This window comes from Burkholderia stagnalis (assembly GCF_902830275.1).
In the GTDB taxonomy this organism is placed as follows: domain Bacteria; phylum Pseudomonadota; class Gammaproteobacteria; order Burkholderiales; family Burkholderiaceae; genus Burkholderia; species Burkholderia stagnalis.
On the sequence record NZ_CADESW010000017.1, the window covers coordinates 1 to 17103 of the forward strand.

The 17103-nt window shown below is 64.1% G+C and carries 13 protein-coding genes and 3 pseudogenes; 5 read left to right on the forward strand and 11 right to left on the reverse strand.

Going from position 1 to position 17103, the window contains the following annotated elements:
• Nucleotides 1–768, forward strand: a pseudogene (locus HWY45_RS36950) (hypothetical protein); the annotation flags it as partial.
• Between the two features lie 28 nt (nt 769–796).
• Here HWY45_RS36950 and HWY45_RS36955 read toward each other — a convergent pair.
• The 8 genes and pseudogenes from HWY45_RS36955 to HWY45_RS25600 form a co-directional block, all read right to left on the reverse strand.
• Nucleotides 797–1582: pseudogene (locus tag HWY45_RS36955) on the reverse strand (hypothetical protein); the annotation flags it as partial.
• 205 nt (nt 1583–1787) lie between these two features.
• Nucleotides 1788–3302, reverse strand: coding sequence for a M81 family metallopeptidase (locus HWY45_RS25570; RefSeq protein WP_059879998.1), 1515 nt, complete (start codon nt 3300–3302; stop codon nt 1788–1790).
• Entirely contained in the window at nt 3299–4579 is a 1281-nt protein-coding gene (locus HWY45_RS25575) for a Zn-dependent hydrolase (protein ID WP_059880000.1), read from the reverse strand. Before HWY45_RS25575 ends, HWY45_RS25570 begins: the two co-directional genes overlap by 4 nt.
• 34 nt (nt 4580–4613) lie before the next feature.
• Nucleotides 4614–5315, reverse strand: coding sequence for an ABC transporter ATP-binding protein (locus HWY45_RS25580; protein ID WP_059880002.1), 702 nt, complete (start codon nt 5313–5315; stop codon nt 4614–4616).
• Complete coding sequence (locus tag HWY45_RS25585; RefSeq protein WP_059880004.1) at nt 5312–6079, reverse strand: ABC transporter ATP-binding protein; 768 nt, start codon at nt 6077–6079, stop codon at nt 5312–5314. The genes HWY45_RS25580 and HWY45_RS25585 overlap by 4 nt, the downstream gene beginning before the upstream one ends.
• Complete coding sequence (locus tag HWY45_RS25590) at nt 6076–7119, reverse strand: branched-chain amino acid ABC transporter permease (RefSeq protein ID WP_059880007.1); 1044 nt, start codon at nt 7117–7119, stop codon at nt 6076–6078. The genes HWY45_RS25585 and HWY45_RS25590 overlap by 4 nt, the downstream gene beginning before the upstream one ends.
• Complete coding sequence (locus HWY45_RS25595) at nt 7116–7976, reverse strand: branched-chain amino acid ABC transporter permease (RefSeq protein WP_059880011.1); 861 nt, start codon at nt 7974–7976, stop codon at nt 7116–7118. Before HWY45_RS25595 ends, HWY45_RS25590 begins: the two co-directional genes overlap by 4 nt.
• A 70-nt stretch (nt 7977–8046) precedes the next feature.
• Nucleotides 8047–9255: an ABC transporter substrate-binding protein gene (locus HWY45_RS25600; RefSeq protein ID WP_059880013.1), complete on the reverse strand. Its 1209-nt coding sequence runs from the start codon at nt 9253–9255 to the stop codon at nt 8047–8049.
• Nucleotides 9256–9482: 227 nt separating this feature from the next.
• Between HWY45_RS25600 and HWY45_RS25605 the strand changes: the two genes are divergently transcribed.
• Nucleotides 9483–10301, forward strand: coding sequence for a FadR/GntR family transcriptional regulator (locus HWY45_RS25605; protein ID WP_059880189.1), 819 nt, complete (start codon nt 9483–9485; stop codon nt 10299–10301).
• 320 nt (nt 10302–10621) lie between these two features.
• On the opposite strand, the pseudogene HWY45_RS37460 reads toward HWY45_RS25605, so the two are convergent.
• Nucleotides 10622–10888 (reverse strand): annotated as a pseudogene (locus tag HWY45_RS37460) (IS6 family transposase); the annotation flags it as partial.
• Between the two features lie 502 nt (nt 10889–11390).
• Here HWY45_RS37460 and HWY45_RS25615 point away from each other — a divergent pair.
• The 3 genes from HWY45_RS25615 (at nt 11391) to HWY45_RS25625 (ending at nt 14609) form a co-directional block, all read left to right on the forward strand.
• Complete coding sequence (locus tag HWY45_RS25615) at nt 11391–12284, forward strand: transporter substrate-binding domain-containing protein (protein ID WP_081059652.1); 894 nt, start codon at nt 11391–11393, stop codon at nt 12282–12284.
• Between the two features lie 162 nt (nt 12285–12446).
• Complete coding sequence (locus HWY45_RS25620) at nt 12447–13307, forward strand: polysaccharide deacetylase family protein (protein ID WP_170304064.1); 861 nt, start codon at nt 12447–12449, stop codon at nt 13305–13307.
• 390 nt (nt 13308–13697) lie between these two features.
• Nucleotides 13698–14609: a LysR family transcriptional regulator gene (locus HWY45_RS25625; protein WP_059880022.1), complete on the forward strand. Its 912-nt coding sequence runs from the start codon at nt 13698–13700 to the stop codon at nt 14607–14609.
• A gap of 41 nt (nt 14610–14650) precedes the next feature.
• Here HWY45_RS25625 and HWY45_RS25630 read toward each other — a convergent pair whose 3' ends face one another.
• Nucleotides 14651–15715: a porin gene (locus tag HWY45_RS25630; protein ID WP_059880191.1), complete on the reverse strand. Its 1065-nt coding sequence runs from the start codon at nt 15713–15715 to the stop codon at nt 14651–14653.
• A 31-nt stretch (nt 15716–15746) separates the two neighbouring features.
• Nucleotides 15747–17069 (reverse strand): MFS transporter, encoded by a 1323-nt coding sequence (locus HWY45_RS25635; RefSeq protein WP_081059654.1) that lies wholly within the window; start codon nt 17067–17069, stop codon nt 15747–15749.
• Nucleotides 17070–17103 lie beyond the last annotated feature (34 nt).

A 17103-nucleotide genomic window follows, 5' to 3' on the forward strand; every position in this document is an offset into this window, starting at 1 on the left:
ATCAAGTCGCTCGAGGCAGAACTCGACGCGCGGCTGTTCGAACGCGACCGGCACAAGGTCGAATTGAGCGACACCGGGCGGGTGTTCCTGCCGGAGGCGCGGGCCACGCTGCAGCAGGCCGCGCGGGCCGAGCAGATCGCGCGGCTGTCGAGCCGCGGCGAGATCGGCACGCTGCGCCTCGCGTTCGTGTCGTCGGTGCTGCTGCCGGCGGAACGACCCGTTGCTGAAGTAATCGCACCGGAAAAGCGTGCGCCCGGTGGTGCCGAGTGCGACGGACGGCGCGGCGGCAGGCCGTCGAACGGGTTCACGCTCAGGTACTGCTGGCCGACCGGCAATGCGCCGATCGCATTGAGGATCCGCCTCGCGGTGTCGCGGCTGCGCTCGGACAACGGCCCCACGCACGGCGGCCCGGCCGGGTCGATGCGCTTGACGCGGTCGCGCCCGATCGAGCACGCGGCCAGCTGCGATCTGTACAGAAGTGGTCGAGATATTCGACGCAGTCAGGCGTCTCCAGCGACGACAGGGGCTTGCCCTTCACGGCGCTCGCCCACAGCAGTAGCCGTTCAGCTCCGCGCTGGTACGCGCGGCGAGTCGCGCCGCCGCGTGCGCCGCGCGTCACGATCCACGCGCGTACCGCCTGCAGGTTGGTGGCCGGTTCAGCCTAGTGCGTGGGCACCGGTCCCGCGGTTCAAGGCAACCGAGCCATGGGGCGCGGCTGGCACGGGCTGCTGCACCAGGTGGCACGCCGCCGTCGCCGGCGCGATGTGACCGCGAGCGGCGACAGGTAGCCGACGTGTGCGGTCACGTTCCCGTCCCGGTTCGCGTCAATCGCCTTCTCGCGCTTCGAGATTGCGTTGACCGTTGCTGCGCTCGTTTCGAATTCCGTTTGTCTTGGTCGGTCAGAAACTGCTCGGCGACGTGGATGCAGCGCTTGAGCATGTCGATCGGCATGATGCTGCTGTTGTCGATCAGTTCGAAACCCGGTCAGTCCCACGGACCGCACATTCGCCCGAGCGGATGATCCTGCTCGCGCACCCATCCATCGCACGTGCCGCCGTCCTTGGTGCCGATCGTCATGTAATACCAGCGACGTCCCTTGTCGTCTTTCGCAATGCTCCCCGCACTCTTCTTCTCGAACTCGACGCTCTGAAACACATCGCGGAAATCCGCGCCCGGGCATATGGCATTTGAGAATGCTTAGCGGGAAGCGCTTCCACGCAGTTACGATCGCGGTCGCGGTGGCCGCCGCATCGGCAAGGCTGCTGTCGACCCAAACTGGCGTACCGGCGTCGTTGAATACCGGCTTCGCGTGGCGGCTGCGATGTACGGACGCGGCCGTTTTCGGTTGCACCTTGATCCACTTACCCCGGGCGTCGCCGGCAAGAGGTACAAGCTTGATGCCGGGCTGCAGCTTCCGGTCCGGTTCGGGCAGATCGCTCATGAGCCGCGCACCCGGCGAGATTTCCGGAATCGCCTTGGACGCCGGCAATTTCTTTGCCCGCTCGCGGCTCTTCGGGATGAATGTTTCGAGTTCGGGGCCAGCGAACACCTCCAGATGCAGCAGCGGGCAGGTCGGCTTGGCTCGACGAGAGTATGACAAAGGGCATGCCAACGCAGCCTATGACGTGATGGTAGATACAAGCAAAGCCACGCCCGAGGAACGCGCGATATTGGCCATCCATGCGCTAGCTGTGAAGCGTCAAGAGGTGACTGACGCCGGATGCCCCCGTGTACATCTGCGGTCAGAATGCAACAGCTTCTGGCAAAAGTGAAATACCCGTGCAAAGCTAGTTTTCGAAGGTGCTACTTTTCGACGGCGCGACTTCCCACCGGTCGATGTCGTCGAGCGGATACACGGGCCGCGCGAGCCGCTCGTAGCGAAACAGCCCGTAGTCCGAGCCCGTGACGCCTCGGCTGTCGCATTCGACCAGCGCGGCCGCGATCGGCACGAACACGGGCCGGCAATACATGCGCGACTTCAGCAGCAGGAATCGTGCGCGGCGCGGATCGATGCCGACGCTCTCGAATACGCCGAGATCCCACGGCTCCTGCGTGCGCTCGGTGACGACCAACGTTGCGTCGCCGATATCGAGCACCGCCGCGCGGCCCATGTACGCGCGCTGGCCCGTATACGTCGGCCCGGTAATCACGTATTCGCCGTCGGTGAGCGCGCGCACGACACCCGTCGCGCGAAACGGCTCGCGCCGCACGCCGCCGTGCGACGGCAGCCGGTTGCCGACCGGCACCGTGACGGTTGCGCCGATACCCGCGTCGATCAACGCCGCGACGGTCTCCGGATCGCACAGCGGCCCGCTGACGATCCCGTCGAGCCCGTGCGCGAGCGCTTCCTCGAGCAGGTCCATCGTGTCGCACGGGCCGCCCGACATGCAGTTGTCGCCGTGATCGAGCATCAGCACCGGGCGGTCCGCGTCGCGCGCGAGCGCCGCAGCCTGCGCGACCGACTCCGCAAGCGGTGCGCTGCGGTACACGAAATCGTCCCGCGCGTCCCAGATCTGCCGCGCGATGCGCTCGGCAACCGCGTCGGCGGCGGCCCGGTCGCCGTCGCCGACCACGACGACGCTGATGCACGGCGCGGGAATATCCGCCAGCGAAAAACCCGGCAGCACCGACACCGCGAGCATCCCGTCGGCTTCGGCCGCACGCGCCGCCTCCACCGCGCGCCGCATCGCGCCTTCGGCGCTCGCGCTGCGCAGCGTCGACGTCATCAGCGGCGGCTGCCGCCACGCGAGCACGGGCCGCGCGCGGCCGTGGAGCCGGTCGAGCAGCAGACGCGCCGCGTGCGCGCCGGTCTCGTACATGTCGACGTGCGGATAGGTCTTGAAACTGACGATCACGTCCGCGTGGTCGATCATCTTCTGCGTGACGTTCGCGTGCAGGTCGAGCGCGACCGCGATCGGCGCATCGGGCAGCGCCGCGCGCACGCGCGCGAGCAGGTCGCCCTCGCCGTCCGCGCTCTGCTCGGCGACCATCGCGCCATGAAGGTCGAGCATCACCGCGTCACATCCGGGCGCGGCCGCGACGATCGCGTCGCAGATCGCCGCATACGCGTCGGCGGCCACGGGGCCGCTCGGGTTCGCGGCCGCCGACACGGGCGTCACGGCCTCGGCGCCCGCGCGCGCCGCCGCGTCGAGGAACGCGGCCATCGCGGTGCGCATCCCGTGGTTCGCGCGATACGCGTCGTCGCCCCAGTCGGGGCCGTTGCGGCCGAAAGCGGCGAGCGGCGTCGGCACCGGCGAGAACGTGTTGGTCTCGTGGTTCATCCGGGCGATCAGGATCTTCATCGCGAATCACCTTCCGCGATCCCGGCAGCACCCAGCATCGCCTGCAGCAGCACGTTGCAGCCAGCTTCCAGATGCGCCGGATCGGCGTCCTCGATCTCGTTGTGGCTGATCCCGTCCTTGCACGGCACGAAGATCATCGCGGTCGGCGCAACACGCGCGAGATACACGGCGTCGTGGCCCGCGCCGCTGATCACGTTCATCGACGACAGCCCGAGCGCGCTCGCACCGGCGCGAACCTGCTCGACCAGCATCGCGTCGAACGGCTGCGGCGGAAAGTACACCACCTGCTCGACGTCGATCCGCATGCCGGCCGATTCGCCCAAGTCGGCGCACATCGCAAGCAGTTCCGCATCCATCGCCGCCAGCGTCGCGTCGTCGGCCGCGCGCAGGTCGACGGTCAGCGTCACACGGCCGGGAATCACGTTACGCGAATTCGGATGCACGTCGACCCAGCCGACCGTGCCGCGTCCGTGCGGCGGATGCGCGCGCGCGATGCGGTTCACTGCACGCACGAGATCGGCCGCGACCAGCAGCGCGTCGCGCCGCAACTCCATCGGCGTCGGGCCCGCATGCGCTTCCATTCCGTGTACGGTCACGTCGTACCAGCGCTGTCCGAGCGCGCCCTCGACCACGCCGATCGTCGTGTCGTGCGCCTCCAGCACCGGTCCCTGCTCGATATGCGCTTCGAAATACGCGCCGACCGGATGCGCGCCCTTCGCATCGCCCGCATAGCCGATCGCGGCCAGTGCATCGCGCACCGACATGCCATCGCGGTCGCATTGCATGAGTGCGTGGTCGAGCGTGAATGCGCCCGCGAACACGCCGGAACCCATCATCACCGGAACGAAACGGGAACCTTCCTCGTTGGTCCAGACGGCAACCTCGAGCGGCGCGCGCGTACGCACGCCGGCGTCATCGAGCGTATGCAGAACTTCAAGGCCGGCGAGCACGCCGTAGTTGCCGTCGAACTTGCCGCCGGTCGGCTGCGTGTCGATATGGCTGCCCGTCGTCACGGGCGGCAGGTCGTCGCGTTCGCCCGCGCGCCGCGCGAAGATGTTGCCGATCGCGTCGACACGCACCGTGCAGCCGGCTTCCTTCGCCCATGCGACGAACAGGTCGCGCGCCTCGCGATCGAGTTCGGTGAGCGCGAGGCGGCACACGCCCCCCTTGTCGGTGGCGCCGATCCGCGCGAGACGCATCAGGCTGTCCCACAGCCGCGCGCCGTCGACGCGCAAGCCGGACGCCGCGACGCCCGGTGTCGAATCCTGAACTTGCATCGATGGAAATCCTCGCAATGAAAGGGCCCGGCGCTCACGCGACGCCGACGCCCAGGTAACGGTCCTTCACCTCGCGATCGGCCACGAATGCCGCGTTGCTGCCCTCGTACACGATCACGCCCTGTTCGATCACGAAGTGGCGATCCGCCAGCTGCGTGCACACTTCGAGGTTCTGCTCGACGAGCAGGATCGCAACGCCGGCCGCCTTGATCTGCTTCAGTTGCGCGACGATCTCCTCAACGATCACCGGCGCCAGCCCTTCGACGGGTTCGTCGAGCATCAGCAGTCGCGGGTGGTTCATCAGCGCGCGGCCGATCGCGAGCATCTGCTGCTCGCCGCCCGACAGCTGCGCGCCGCCGTTGCGGCGCCGCTCCTTCAGGCGCGGGAAGATCCGGTAGATATCGTCGAGTTGCCACGGGGAATCGCGACGCGCGCCGAGCCGCAGGTTTTCCTCGACCGACAGCAGCCGAAAAATGCCTCGATGCTCGGGCACGAAGCACAGGCCGCTCGCGGCGATCCGGTGCGCGGGCTGCCCGGACAGCGAGCGGCCCGCGAACGTCACCGTGCCGCCGGTCGGCGCCACGACACCGGCGATGGTCTTGAGCGTCGTCGACTTGCCCGCACCGTTGCGCCCCAGCAGCGTCACCGTCTCGCCATCATTGACGTTCAGCGATATGCCCTGCAGCACGTGACTCTTGCCGTAGCACGCATGAACCTCCTTCACGTCGAGCATCATGCGCGGCCTCCCGTGATCATGTTGCCGAGATACGCGCTGCGCACGCGCTCATCGCCGCGAATCGCGTCGGGTTTGCCTTCGACCAGCACGCGACCCTGCTGCATCACCGTGATCGTGTCCGAGATGTCCATCACGATTCCCATGTTGTGTTCGATCAGCACGACCGTGTAGTCGTCGCGCAGGCCGCGGATCAGCGCCTTCATGTCGCCGAGATCGTCGATCCCCATGCCCGACGTCGGCTCGTCGAGAAAGATCGCGCGCGGGCGCGCCGCCAGCGCCATCCCGACCTCGAGCCGGCGCTGCTGGCCGTGCGACAGCACGCCGGCCGCCGTGTCGGCGAAGCGCTGCAGGCCGAGCCGCTCGAGCACCTCGTCGACGATGCCGTCGTGCGCGAGCGCGCCGCGCGGCGGCGTCCACGGATTCAATGCGCGCCGCGATTCGACGCCCTGTGCGGCAACGCGCAGGTTCTCGCGCACACTCAGGTTCGGAAACAGGCTCGTCACCTGGAACGAGCGTGCGATGCCGCGCCGCACGCGCTTGTGATCGGGTTCGCGCGACACGTCCTGACCGTCGAACAGGATCGAGCCCGACGTGATCGGCAGCGTGCCCGTCAGCGTATGGAACAGCGTCGTCTTGCCCGCACCGTTCGGGCCGATCACCGAATGCACGGTGCGCGGCATGATCCGCAGGTCGACGCCGCCCAGCGCCGTGAACTTGCCGTAGCGCTTGACGACGCCGCGCGCTTCGAGAATCGCTTCGCTCATTGCTGCTCCCTGGCATCAGTCGCCGTGCCTTCGGTGCGCCGCAGCTTCGCCGCGACGCGTTCGCCGAGTCCCCACAACCCGCGCTGCATGAACAGGCTGACCGCGATCAGCACGAGGCCGAGCAGCAGCAGCCAGCGCGGCCACAGCGTCGACAGCCAGTCCGCGAACAGCACGTAGAACGCCGCGCCGAGCACCGACGCGAACAGGTTGCCCGTGCCGCCGATCACCGTCATCACGAGGATCACCTCGCTCGTGTGATAGTCGATGTTCGACAGCGGCGCGATGCCCGTCATCAACGCGTGCAGCGCACCCGCGAGGCCCGTGACCGCGCCCGAGATCACGAACGCCGCGAGCTTGAAGCGCTTCACGTCGTAGCCGGCCGCCGCCGCGCGCGCCTCGTTGTCGCGGATCGCGAGCAGCGTGCGGCCGAACACCGAGCGCGACACGCGCAACAGCAGCCAGAACACCGCGACGAACAGCACCGCGACGAAGCCGTAGTAGCGCCACGGCGAGTCGAGCGAGACGAGCGAATGCCCGAACGCGGCGAGCGCGGGACGCGGGATGTCGAGCAGCCCGTTGTCGCCGCCCGTGACGTCCGGCGTCGTATAGGCGAGAAAGTAGAACAGCTGCCCGAACGCGAGCGTCAGCATCACGAAGTAGGTGCCGCGCTGCCGGATCGAAAACCAGCCGACGAGCGCGGCCGCGACGGCGCCGAGCACGGCGGCCGCGGCCAGCGCGGCCGTCACCGACGCGACGCCGTGCGTCAGCACCAGCCCCGCCGCGTAACTGCCGAGCCCGAAGAAGATGCCCTGCCCGAACGACAACAGCCCCGTATAGCCCAGCAGCAGGTTGCAGCCGAGCGCGGCGAGCGCGAACACCAGCACTTCGGTCGCGAGCGAGCCGGAGCTCAGCGCGACCGGCAGCACGCACACGACGGCCACCGCAAGCCAGCCCTCCGGGCGTTGCAACACGGCGCGCCATGCAGGCGCGCGCTGCGAGACTGCCGCCTCCGGCGGCAGCTGTTTCGACGATTCGATCATGCGGCCCTCCCCAGCAACCCGTTCGGACGCAACAGCAACACGGCCGCCATCGCGACGTAGATCATCAATCGCGCGCCTTCAGGCCACAGCGTGCTCATCAGGCTCTGCACGATGCCGACCAGCAGCCCGCCGACGAGCGCCCCGAGAAAATTCCCCATCCCGCCGACCACGACCACGACGAACGCGACGCCGAGCGCCTCGATGCCCATGAACGGATCGACGCCGCGGATCGGCGCGGCGAGCACGCCCGCGAGCGCCGCCGTCGCCGCGCCGAGCGCGAACACGAGGCTGAACACGCGCGTCACGTTGATGCCGAGCAGCGATACCATCTCCGTCGATTCGCTGCCCGCGCGCACCGTACTGCCGAGCCGCGTGCCTTCGAGCACCCACCACAGCAATCCGGCGAGCACGGCCGTGAACGCGATCACGAACAGCCGGTATTTCGGGTAGACGAAGCCGCCCCAGATCACGACGCCGTTCAGCGCGTCGGGCGGCGGCACGTTGTCGCCGAGCGGCCCCCACGCGAGGATCGCGCACTCCTGCAGCACGAGCGCGAGCCCGACGGTCGCGAGAATGTGGAATTCGTGCTGCTGCGCGTACACATGGCGCAGCACGAGTTTTTCGACGCCCCACGCGAACGCGCCGACGACGAGCGGCACGATCGCGAGCGCGACCCAGAAATTCGCCGACCATTGCAGCGCCTGGTAGCAGAGGTACGCACCGAGCAGGTAGAACGCGCCGTGAGCGAAATTCACGAAGCGCAGCAGGCCAAACACGATCGACAGGCCGACGGCGAGCAGGAAATACAGCATGCCCACGCCGATGCCGTTGACGATCTGCAGCAGATAGACGTTCATGGCTTCCGTGTCGGAAAGGAGGGTAACGGACGCCCGCGGCGCGTGATGCGCCGCGAACGCATGCACTGCGTCACGCGAGCTTGCATCCCGTCTTGTCGACCGGCAGGAACGACTGGCCCGAGCTGACGATATCCGCGTAGTCGTCCGCGTTCTTCATCCGGCTCTTCGGCTTGCCCCTCATCAGGTAGTAATTCTTCAGCACCTGGTGGTCGCCCTTGCGAATTTCCTCCGGCCCCGTGAGACCGTCGTACTTCATGCCTTCCATCGCCGCGACGACCTTCTTCGGATCGGTACTACCGGCCTTCACCATCGCGTCGATCAGGATCTTCGAGCAGATATACGAACCCGCGAGACTGTAGTTCGGGTTCGCCTTGAACGCGGCGTTCGCGCGCTTGACGAAGTCGCGGTTCAGCGGCGAATCGATGCCGTGCCAGTACTGCGCGCCGAAATACACGCCGTCGCAGATGTCGGGGCCGAGCGCCTCGAACTGCTCGAGGCCCGACGCCCACGCAAGCAGGATCGTGCAGTTGCGCTTCATCCCGAAGCTGACGGCCTGGCGCAGCGTGTCCGACGATTGCGAGCCGAAGTTCAGGATCAGCAGCACGTCCGGTTGCGCGGCCGCCGCGTTCGTCAGGTAGCCGCTGAACTCCTTCTCGGCGAGCGAGTGGTAGCTGTTGCCGACGTGCTCGATGCCCTTCTCCTTGAAGATCGCCTTCGCGGCGGACAGCAGGCCCTCGCCGAACACGTATTGCGGCGTGATCGTGTACCAGCGCTTCGCTTTCGGCAGCATCTGGAACAACGGCCGCACCGTCTGCTCGATCGCGCCGAAGGTCGGCACCGACCAGCGGAACGTCGCATCATTGCAGTCCTTGCCGGTCAGTTCGTCCGCGCCCGCCGTCGTGATGAACACGCCGCCCGCCTTCTGGACTTCCTTGCCCATCGCCAACGACTCGGACGACAGGATGCCGCCCGCGAAAAAGCGAGCCCCCTTCTGCTGCGCGATCTCCTGCACGCGCCGCACGGCGGTCGCGGGCTTGCCCTCGGTGTCGAGCGACGTATAGGCGAGCGGCGCGCCGAGCACCTTGCCGTATTGCTTGACGGCCAGCTGCATGCCGAGATCGGCGTACTTGCCGTTGGCGGCGAACGGGCCGGACATCGGCACCGGGCATGCAAGCTGGATGGGCGAGCCCTGCGCGTACGCGACACGGGACGACATGCTGCCGAGCGCGCCCGGCACGGCCGACAGCGCGGCCAGTTTCAACAGTTCTCGGCGATTCAAGTTGACGCTCCTGATAAAGGGGGACACACGATGCGACCGACTGCCAAACCGTACCCACGCCCTGCAGGATGCGCGTCGCCGGTTGATCCTATTTATCATGATAAATAGAATGAACATGATGCTAGAGTTGATCAAAATTGGTGTCAATCAGGCAAAATTCCGTACCCCGCGCCGAACGGATCGTCGCCGACGAACGTGGCGCGCAGTCAGACAAAGGAGTCTTGAAGATGGTCATGGACCGAGCCAGGGCGGGCCTCGCGGTCGAAATCAAGCAGCCGAAGCGGGCCGACCTCGTCGCCGAGGAGATCAAGCGGCTGATCACCGAGAAGGATCTGAAACCGGGCGACCGCCTGCCGCGCGAGGCGGAACTGCAACAGCTGTACGCAGTGAGCAAGAGCACAATCCGCGAGGCGCTGAAGTCGCTCGAGGTGCAGGGGCTGATCAAGGTCACGACGGGGCCGTCGGGTGGCGGAATGGTCGTCGAGGTGCCGCTCGACCGCACGCTGCAACTCCTGCAGAACTACCTGTTCTTCAAGGACGTGTCGATCGACGACATCTATACGGTGCGCAAGCTGCTCGAACCCGAGCTGGCCGCCGGCGCGGTACCGCACCTGACGGAGCGCGACTTCGCGGCGCTGGAAGCGAACATCGCGTGCTGCGACGGCGGGTCGGGCGTGCACGATCGCGGCCACATGCTGCGTCAGCGGCAGGAGGACACGACGTTCCACGACATCCTTGCGGCCGCGAATCCCAATCCGTTCCTGCGCTTCAGCTGCGAACTGATCAACGAGATGATCCGGCAGTTGATCGAGTTCCGGAACGATACGCCGCTCGTCGAGCACAAGCGCTTCGGCGAAGCGAACGTGTCGATTCACAAGGCGATCCTGCAGGCTGCGCGCGAGCGCGATGTCGAACGCGTCCGCGCGCTGATGGTCGAGCACATGACCGAGGCGCCCAAGCATGTGAAGCGGATGAAAGGCAAGCTGCGCGGGCGGTTGATCCTCGACTCCGAGATCCGCAGGCGGACTGCCGCTGATCCGCTTTAGGAACCTGATCGTTCCAATCTGAAAGTGAGTATTGCGGCAATCCCACCCCTAAACCGGGAGGTGGTTTGCCATGAAACGCACACATTTATCGATTGGCGGCGAATTGAAATTACCGTTGCGTTCGGAGCGGCCAAAGCAACGAAAATTCGCCGCGCAAGCATTGGCGGCGGCTGGATAGCGGCAACTGGCGTGGCACTCCCAAGCACTATGAGCAGCTCACGCTTAGTAACCAGGGGCGTAGTACGCAAGCGTGGGGAAATGGAGCCCGGAACTCTGCGATCCGAGCTGGCAGGCCATGTCCACAGTTTTCAAATCACCCGATACAGTTCGCCGCGCGGCGCGACGAACATCTCATCGGGGTGCCACGTGCTACCCCGCTTGCGCCTCGCTGCTTTCACCCGGTGGGCAAAGCCTGCGCCAAATTTTTCGCACCCGCGGCGAATCGTTTCATGGCTGACCGTCACTCCACGCTCGGCCAGCAGCTCTTCGATGTCGCGCAGGTCGAGCTGAAAGCGAAAGTACCAGCGCACGGCATGACTGATGACGACGGAGGGGAAGCGGCAGCCGTGATAAAGCGATTTCGTCATCGCATCATGTTGCACGACCACCCTGCCAACGTAACGGCGCCACGCGGCTTAACACGCTGTGCTGATTGACTGAAACGGCCCAGACCTCTGCCGGTCGGGACTCGCTCCGTCACGGAATATCCGCGACACATGCTGAGAGAAATTTCTCGGTGTCGAAATTTATTTCTCACTCCAGACAAACGGCGTCGCCGTTACTCTTTGCACGCCAGCTCGGATACGAGCGGCCTGCTGCCGAGAGCTGGCGGCGTAGTCCGATGTCGCAGCGAACGTCTTGCGAGAGGCCCTTTCGTATTCGCTGCGTATCTGTCTCCAGCTGGCAAGAGATCTTGACCAATTCAACGACGAGAAGAACCCCCGAACTATGAAAAATTCACCGATGCCGTGCGCCGCACTCAGGAAATCGTGCTGGCGGGCATGCGCCATCGGTTTTGACGGCTTGTAATGCCTCAGGCGGGCATGCGTGCACACGCCCCGTCCGATACGACTATATGGAGGTACTCAAATGATGTCCCATTCAAATCGGAATGCCAAACGCCTTGCACCTGAGCGTCGCAAACGTGCTTCTGGCCTTCCGGCGTTCCTTCTGTTCGGCAGGCGTTCAAACGCCGCAATGTGGCTTCTGGCGAGTTCGCTGTTCGCGGCGCATGTCAGCGCAATGGCCGAAGACGGGCCACTCAGAATAGCGATGTTCGCTTCTTTTCCACCGATGGCATATCAGATACCGGAAACTGGAGCGCTCGTCGGCGTCGACATTGAGCTGGCCGACTATGTTGGGCGAAAGCTGCATCGTCCCGTGATCTGGCAGGATGTGTCGTACGAACAGGCGATCCCCGCGCTGACCACGAAGCGTGTCGATCTCGCGTTCAGCCTCCTCGATGAGCCAGCATCGCGCGACAAGCTCGATTTTATCGACTACCTGAATTCCGGCATCCAGGCTTATACGCTAGCGAAACACCCCCCCATTCGCGAATTGACGGACCTCTGCGGCGTGAAACTCGGGGCGAACCGCCGAAACGGATTCAGCCAGATCATGCGTGACTGGAGCAGTGCCCATTGTCTGCCGATCAACAAACCGCCGATCGTCGTCATCGACACTGACGGGACGCAGGCGGCGCGGCTTGAATTGCAGCAAGGTCGCATTGATGCGGTAGTCCAGAGCAGCGAATCGGTACCTTACCTACTGGATCAGGATCCGAAGATGTACATGCGCATTGGCCGGCCGCTACCCGGATCAAAAATCGCGATAGCGTTCCCGAAAGGAGCCGATCGCCTGCGCGATCAGGTTTCGGCCGCGTTGCGGGATGCGGTTGCCGATGGCACATATGCAAAGATTCTTGCGAAGTTCAAAGTGGCTGGAAATTCCGCGGCTGTGGACATCATGGGTAAAAGGCCATAAGGGACTGCATCATGTGCCCGGCGGCGGCTTGAGCACGCCGGATGCCTTGCCGCTGCCGCCCTCGGATTCGATTTGGCTACCCGACAACATCGGCCGGCGGCACGATATCGGGCCGACATGTTCTGCCTATACGATGCTTACGACACAGAGGCACTGACAAGCATGCATGCACTACGTCCGGCAATTGCCTATCCGTGGCCCGACGACAAGCAGTCCGCAGTATTGATCAGCGTCGACGTCGATGCCGACACGCCATTGCTCTGGCATTGCCGTGCGAACCCCGGCAACGCAAACCTGTCGGAACTGGAGCAACGTCAACACGGGTTGCGTGCAGGGCTTTCTTCTCTCCTGGCATTACTCGACAGACGCATGGTGAAAGCGACGTTTTTCGTACCGGGATTTGTCGCCGAACGCACACCGGCGCTGCTTTCCGAGTTCGTCGCGCGCGGGCATGAAGTGGCGTTGCACGGATATCTCCACGAAAGAGTCGCCGATATCACCGACGAGCAGTTCACCACGGCGTTGCATCGATCGATCGACATCTTCGAACGACAAACCCAAAAAGCGCCGGCGGGTTTCAGATCGCCAGGCTGGGAAATGACGGCACACATGCTGTCGATGCTGCGCGCATACGACCTGTACGACAGTTCTCTGAGCGGATTCGATCGACCTTATACGATCGGCGGCGTATGCGAGCTGCCCATATCGTGGGCGCGCGAAGACACCGTCCGCTTCAAGGTTACAAGCCGCGATGGAAAGTCGGCACCGGCAAGCCCAATGCTCGTTCTGCAGGAGTGGCTATTTGACTGGCAAGCGACGGCGGCCGCCAACGGACTCTTCACCCTGACCTTGCATGACTGGATCGCCGGCCGTCCGGCGCAGTTGCGGTTGCTCGATGAGTTCCTGGATGTCGTGTGCGGCGATGCGCTGACATGGCTTGCCACCGGGGCCGAGATCGCAACCCGCCATCGTCGCCTACCCAATCCGCTCACGACTTTCGTCGACGTGCCAAATTCGCAGTAGCAAAAAAGAATGGCACGTCGATCGATCATCGATGTGCAAAGCCTTCACCGGGCTCGTAGTCGCCTGGTTAGCAAGGTTTTCCCGTTGTTGAGGCCTGCACGCGCCGAAATCCAGTTGGGCGCCGGGCTCCGCCCTGACGCCGGATATATGTACGCAATCGACTTCCGTGTCCGTCGGCTTCCGTTTGCTGTTCGAAACACACCATATATGTAAAACGCCGCGTCGCTGATCCCCATCTTGCGGCAGCCCCCCGCGACAGGCGTGGCATCAAGTCGCCAAAATCGCTGGCGAGTGCTTTATTGGCGATCGAGACTATCGAACAGGAAACTTTCGCCCGCGGATTTCCGGCGCCTCGAACACCACCTGCTCACAGTTGCAAAGGAAAGCGACATGCAACTTCGTACGCTTCGCTATTTCCAGGAACTCTCCCATAGTTCGTCCTTGCGACGCGCATCCGAGCGACTGCACGTCGCGCCGAGCGCTATCAGCAGACAAATCGAACAACTCGAACACTACTTCGGGGTCGCGCTGCTGGAGCGCGGGCCGCGCGGCATCAGTCTGACCATAGAAGGCGAATTTCTCGCGGAACGCGTGGATTTCATGTTGCGTGAATTCGATCAGGTACGCACGCTGATCGCCGACCGCCACAATCTCGAAGTCGGATCGGTGTCGGTGTATGCGTCGGAGGGGGTGGTGTCGGGATTACTCGCACCCGTGCTTGCCGAATTCTCGCGACAGCATCCCAAGATCCACTTCGATATCGTCATCGCGAGCGCGCAACGGACGCTCGAAGCACTATGCGGCGGTGAGGCCGACATCGGGCTCGGCTTCTATCTGCCACGACGCGCGGACATCGAAGTGCACGCGCATTGCGAGCTCTGGCATCGTGTCCTGGCGTCGCCGTGCCATGCGTTCAGCCGCCGCGACAGCGTCACGCTCGCCGATCTCGTGGACCAGCCTCTCGCGATTCCGGATTCTGCGTTCGGCGTGCGGCAAGCGCTGGACCGCGTGGCAAAAAGGAGCGGCGTCACGCTGAATCCGTCGTTCACCACCAGTTCGCTGGAGACGCAGAAAGCGCTTGTGCGACAAGGCGCGGCGCTGATGATCCTGCCGCAATTCGATCTGGGCGACACCGGCGACGAGGACGGACTGCATGCGGTGCCAATTGACGATCCCGATTTGCGTCAGATTCGAGTGGAACTGTGCATGTATCGCTATCGACCTGCGTCGATAGCGATACGGAAATGCGTCGATATGCTGCAAGCGGCGATGGCACGATACACGGCCGCGGCCGCGGCCTAAGACGAGGCCCATGCAGCCCCCCGCCGTCAGTGCGGCACCCGTCAGAATCGTACGATCAGGCCCGTGCCCAATGCGAGCTGAGTCTGGCCCCGCGCGGTGGTCGTATAGTTATTGACACCGAAATCGCTGTCGCCGCCATTGATCGCATAACCGCCCGTGAGGTAGACGGTGGTGCGTTTCGATAACCAGTAAAGAGCGGTTGCATTGAATAGCGTCGGACGCCCCGCTGCGTGCTGGTAATAGTAACGGCCGCCTTCGAGCACGAGCTTAAGCGCCGGATTCGGCTTATATGAAGCGGCGAGCCAGTATATGTTTCCGTCGGGCGAGGCCTGCAACGAACCGCGCACCAGCACCACTCCGCCTGAAATAGTGACTTTGTCGGAGCCGTAACGTGCCGCAGCACTCGCACGCCGATCCACCATGTTCGATTGATCGACCGTCGCGCTCACCGTGCCACGGACCTCTTCGTAGCCGACTCGTGCCGCGAAATTGCCTGTCGTATACTCGGCCGCCGCGCCCCAGTAGCGCCCTGCATTCGAGATACCCGCGATCTGCTGGCCAAAGCTGTACATCGCTTCGACATTCAGTCCGTTCAGTTCCGGCGACTGATACTTCAGCGAGTTGTTCAACCGCACCGTAGCCGGCGGAATCATGTTCAGCGAAAAAACGGAATAGTTGTTGAATAGCGTCGGCTCATAAAATACCGTCTTGTCGTATTGCACGCTGTACTGACGCCCGGCCGTCAATGTGCCGTAGCGGCCGGCCAATCCGACCAGTGCGACCCGGTTGAACAAGGTGCCGGACGATGCTAACGCACCGTTACTCAGAGAAAATCCGTTCTCCAGGGTGAAAATCGCGCGCCATCCGCCGCCCAGATCCTCGCTGCCGCGGAACCCGAAACGGGACGGATAGGACGTGCCGCCATTGCTCGACCCAATGACCGAATCCCCCGCCGCATTCGCGTGCGTCTTGTACTGCAGCCCGGCGTCCAGCAGTCCGTACAGGGTCACGGAACTTTGCGCGTACGCAGCCCCGGTTCCCAGGCTGCCCATTAGCGCGACAAGTTGCCCAGCGCGCCTGAATTTCCCCCTGTGCGTATATTTCATGTTCATGCCTTTACGTGTGTGATAAATATCGTTACCGGGCGGCGCGAGCCGGTTTCGTTTCGGCGGCCATGAAGCCAGCGCAGATGCAGATAGCGTTCGCTGCAATCAGATACGCGACAGGGGACAGCGGATTGCCGGTCGCGCCGATTAGCCAGGTGATGATCAGTTGCGCGGTACCGCCGAAAAGCGACACCGCGACTGCATACACAATCGAGAAACCCGTCGAGCGAACCTGGGAAGGAAAGCTCTCTACGATCAGCACGATCAGCGCCGCACCGCTCATTCCATGGAGTGCGGAGAGAACCGAAATGGTGCTCAGGAATACCAGCGGCGTCGGATGCGAGACGATCAGGCTCAGCGCGGGAAAGATCAGCAAGAGCAACGCCACGCGCGGCCATATCAGCACGGTGCGTCGGCCAAAGCGATCGCACAGTCGTCCACCCGCGACCGCAAACACCGCCAGCGCGATACCGGTGACGAGCGTCGCGAGCATCGCCACGCCGCCGGGCAAATGCAGCTGGGTCAATGCGAAGGTCGTCATGTAGTTGAGGAAATACTGCGTAATCGTGCTGCCCAGCAAAATCAGCAGACCAATGACAATGGGCCGGCGATGCGACTTATTGAGTTCCTGAAGAATCTCGCCCGTAGAGGTCGGAGCGTCATCCTTGTGGAATGTGTCGGCGAGCTTGCGGCGGATATAGATGCCAATCGGCAGAACTAACAGACCGAGCACAAACGGCACACGCCAACCCCATGAGTTCAGCGCCGCTTCGGGCAGCGCGGCCGAGAGCCCGTAGCCGATCAATCCCGCTACGACAGCCGCGAAACCCTGCGTTGCGACCTGCCAGCATGCATACGAACCACGGCGGTCCAATGGCGCGGACTCGAGGATGTACGTCGTCGCGGGCCCTGCCTCTCCTCCCCAAGCGAGCCCCTGCACCAGACGCGTCGCCACGAGCAGAATCGGCGCCGCGATGCCGAGCGTGTCGTAACCGGGCAGTATTGCGATTACCCCCGTGCCCACTGCCATCATCACGAGCGTGAGCATCATGGCCGGCTTGCGCCCTGCGCGGTCCGCATACGCGCCGATCAGCACGGCACCGAGCGGCCGCACGACGAAGCCGAGCCCGAACACGGACACCGAGAGCAACAAGCTGATGAATGGGCTTTTCGCCGGGAAAAACGTACGGCCGATCATCACAGCGAAAGTCGCGTACGTACCGAAGTCGAAAAACTCGACGGCATTGCCCAGCGCAACCGCAATCACGTTATTACGTGCATGCGCGGGTTCCGCGTGCGTGCCAAAGGGACTGAATTCATCGCCGGTATAGGCCGTCTTGATTGAATCTGACATGGCAGGTCCTTCGTAAAGATCAGACACGGCCAGA

Bases quoted from the DNA above. Each gene is read 5' to 3' on its own strand.
- HWY45_RS25635 (WP_081059654.1), bottom strand. From the start codon at position 17,069: ATGTCAGATTCAATCAAGACGGCCTATACCGGCGATGAATTCAGTCCC.
- HWY45_RS25630 (WP_059880191.1), bottom strand. From the start codon at position 15,715: ATGAAATATACGCACAGGGGGAAATTCAGGCGCGCTGGGCAACTTGTC.
- HWY45_RS25570 (WP_059879998.1), bottom strand. From the start codon at position 3,302: ATGAAGATCCTGATCGCCCGGATGAACCACGAGACCAACACGTTCTCG.
- HWY45_RS25595 (WP_059880011.1), bottom strand. From the start codon at position 7,976: ATGAACGTCTATCTGCTGCAGATCGTCAACGGCATCGGCGTGGGCATG.
- HWY45_RS25580 (WP_059880002.1), bottom strand. From the start codon at position 5,315: ATGATGCTCGACGTGAAGGAGGTTCATGCGTGCTACGGCAAGAGTCAC.
- HWY45_RS25615 (WP_081059652.1), top strand. From the start codon at position 11,391: ATGATGTCCCATTCAAATCGGAATGCCAAACGCCTTGCACCTGAGCGT.
- HWY45_RS25585 (WP_059880004.1), bottom strand. From the start codon at position 6,079: ATGAGCGAAGCGATTCTCGAAGCGCGCGGCGTCGTCAAGCGCTACGGC.
- HWY45_RS25625 (WP_059880022.1), top strand. From the start codon at position 13,698: ATGCAACTTCGTACGCTTCGCTATTTCCAGGAACTCTCCCATAGTTCG.
- HWY45_RS25590 (WP_059880007.1), bottom strand. From the start codon at position 7,119: ATGATCGAATCGTCGAAACAGCTGCCGCCGGAGGCGGCAGTCTCGCAG.
- HWY45_RS25620 (WP_170304064.1), top strand. From the start codon at position 12,447: ATGCATGCACTACGTCCGGCAATTGCCTATCCGTGGCCCGACGACAAG.
- HWY45_RS25605 (WP_059880189.1), top strand. From the start codon at position 9,483: ATGGTCATGGACCGAGCCAGGGCGGGCCTCGCGGTCGAAATCAAGCAG.
- HWY45_RS25575 (WP_059880000.1), bottom strand. From the start codon at position 4,579: ATGCAAGTTCAGGATTCGACACCGGGCGTCGCGGCGTCCGGCTTGCGC.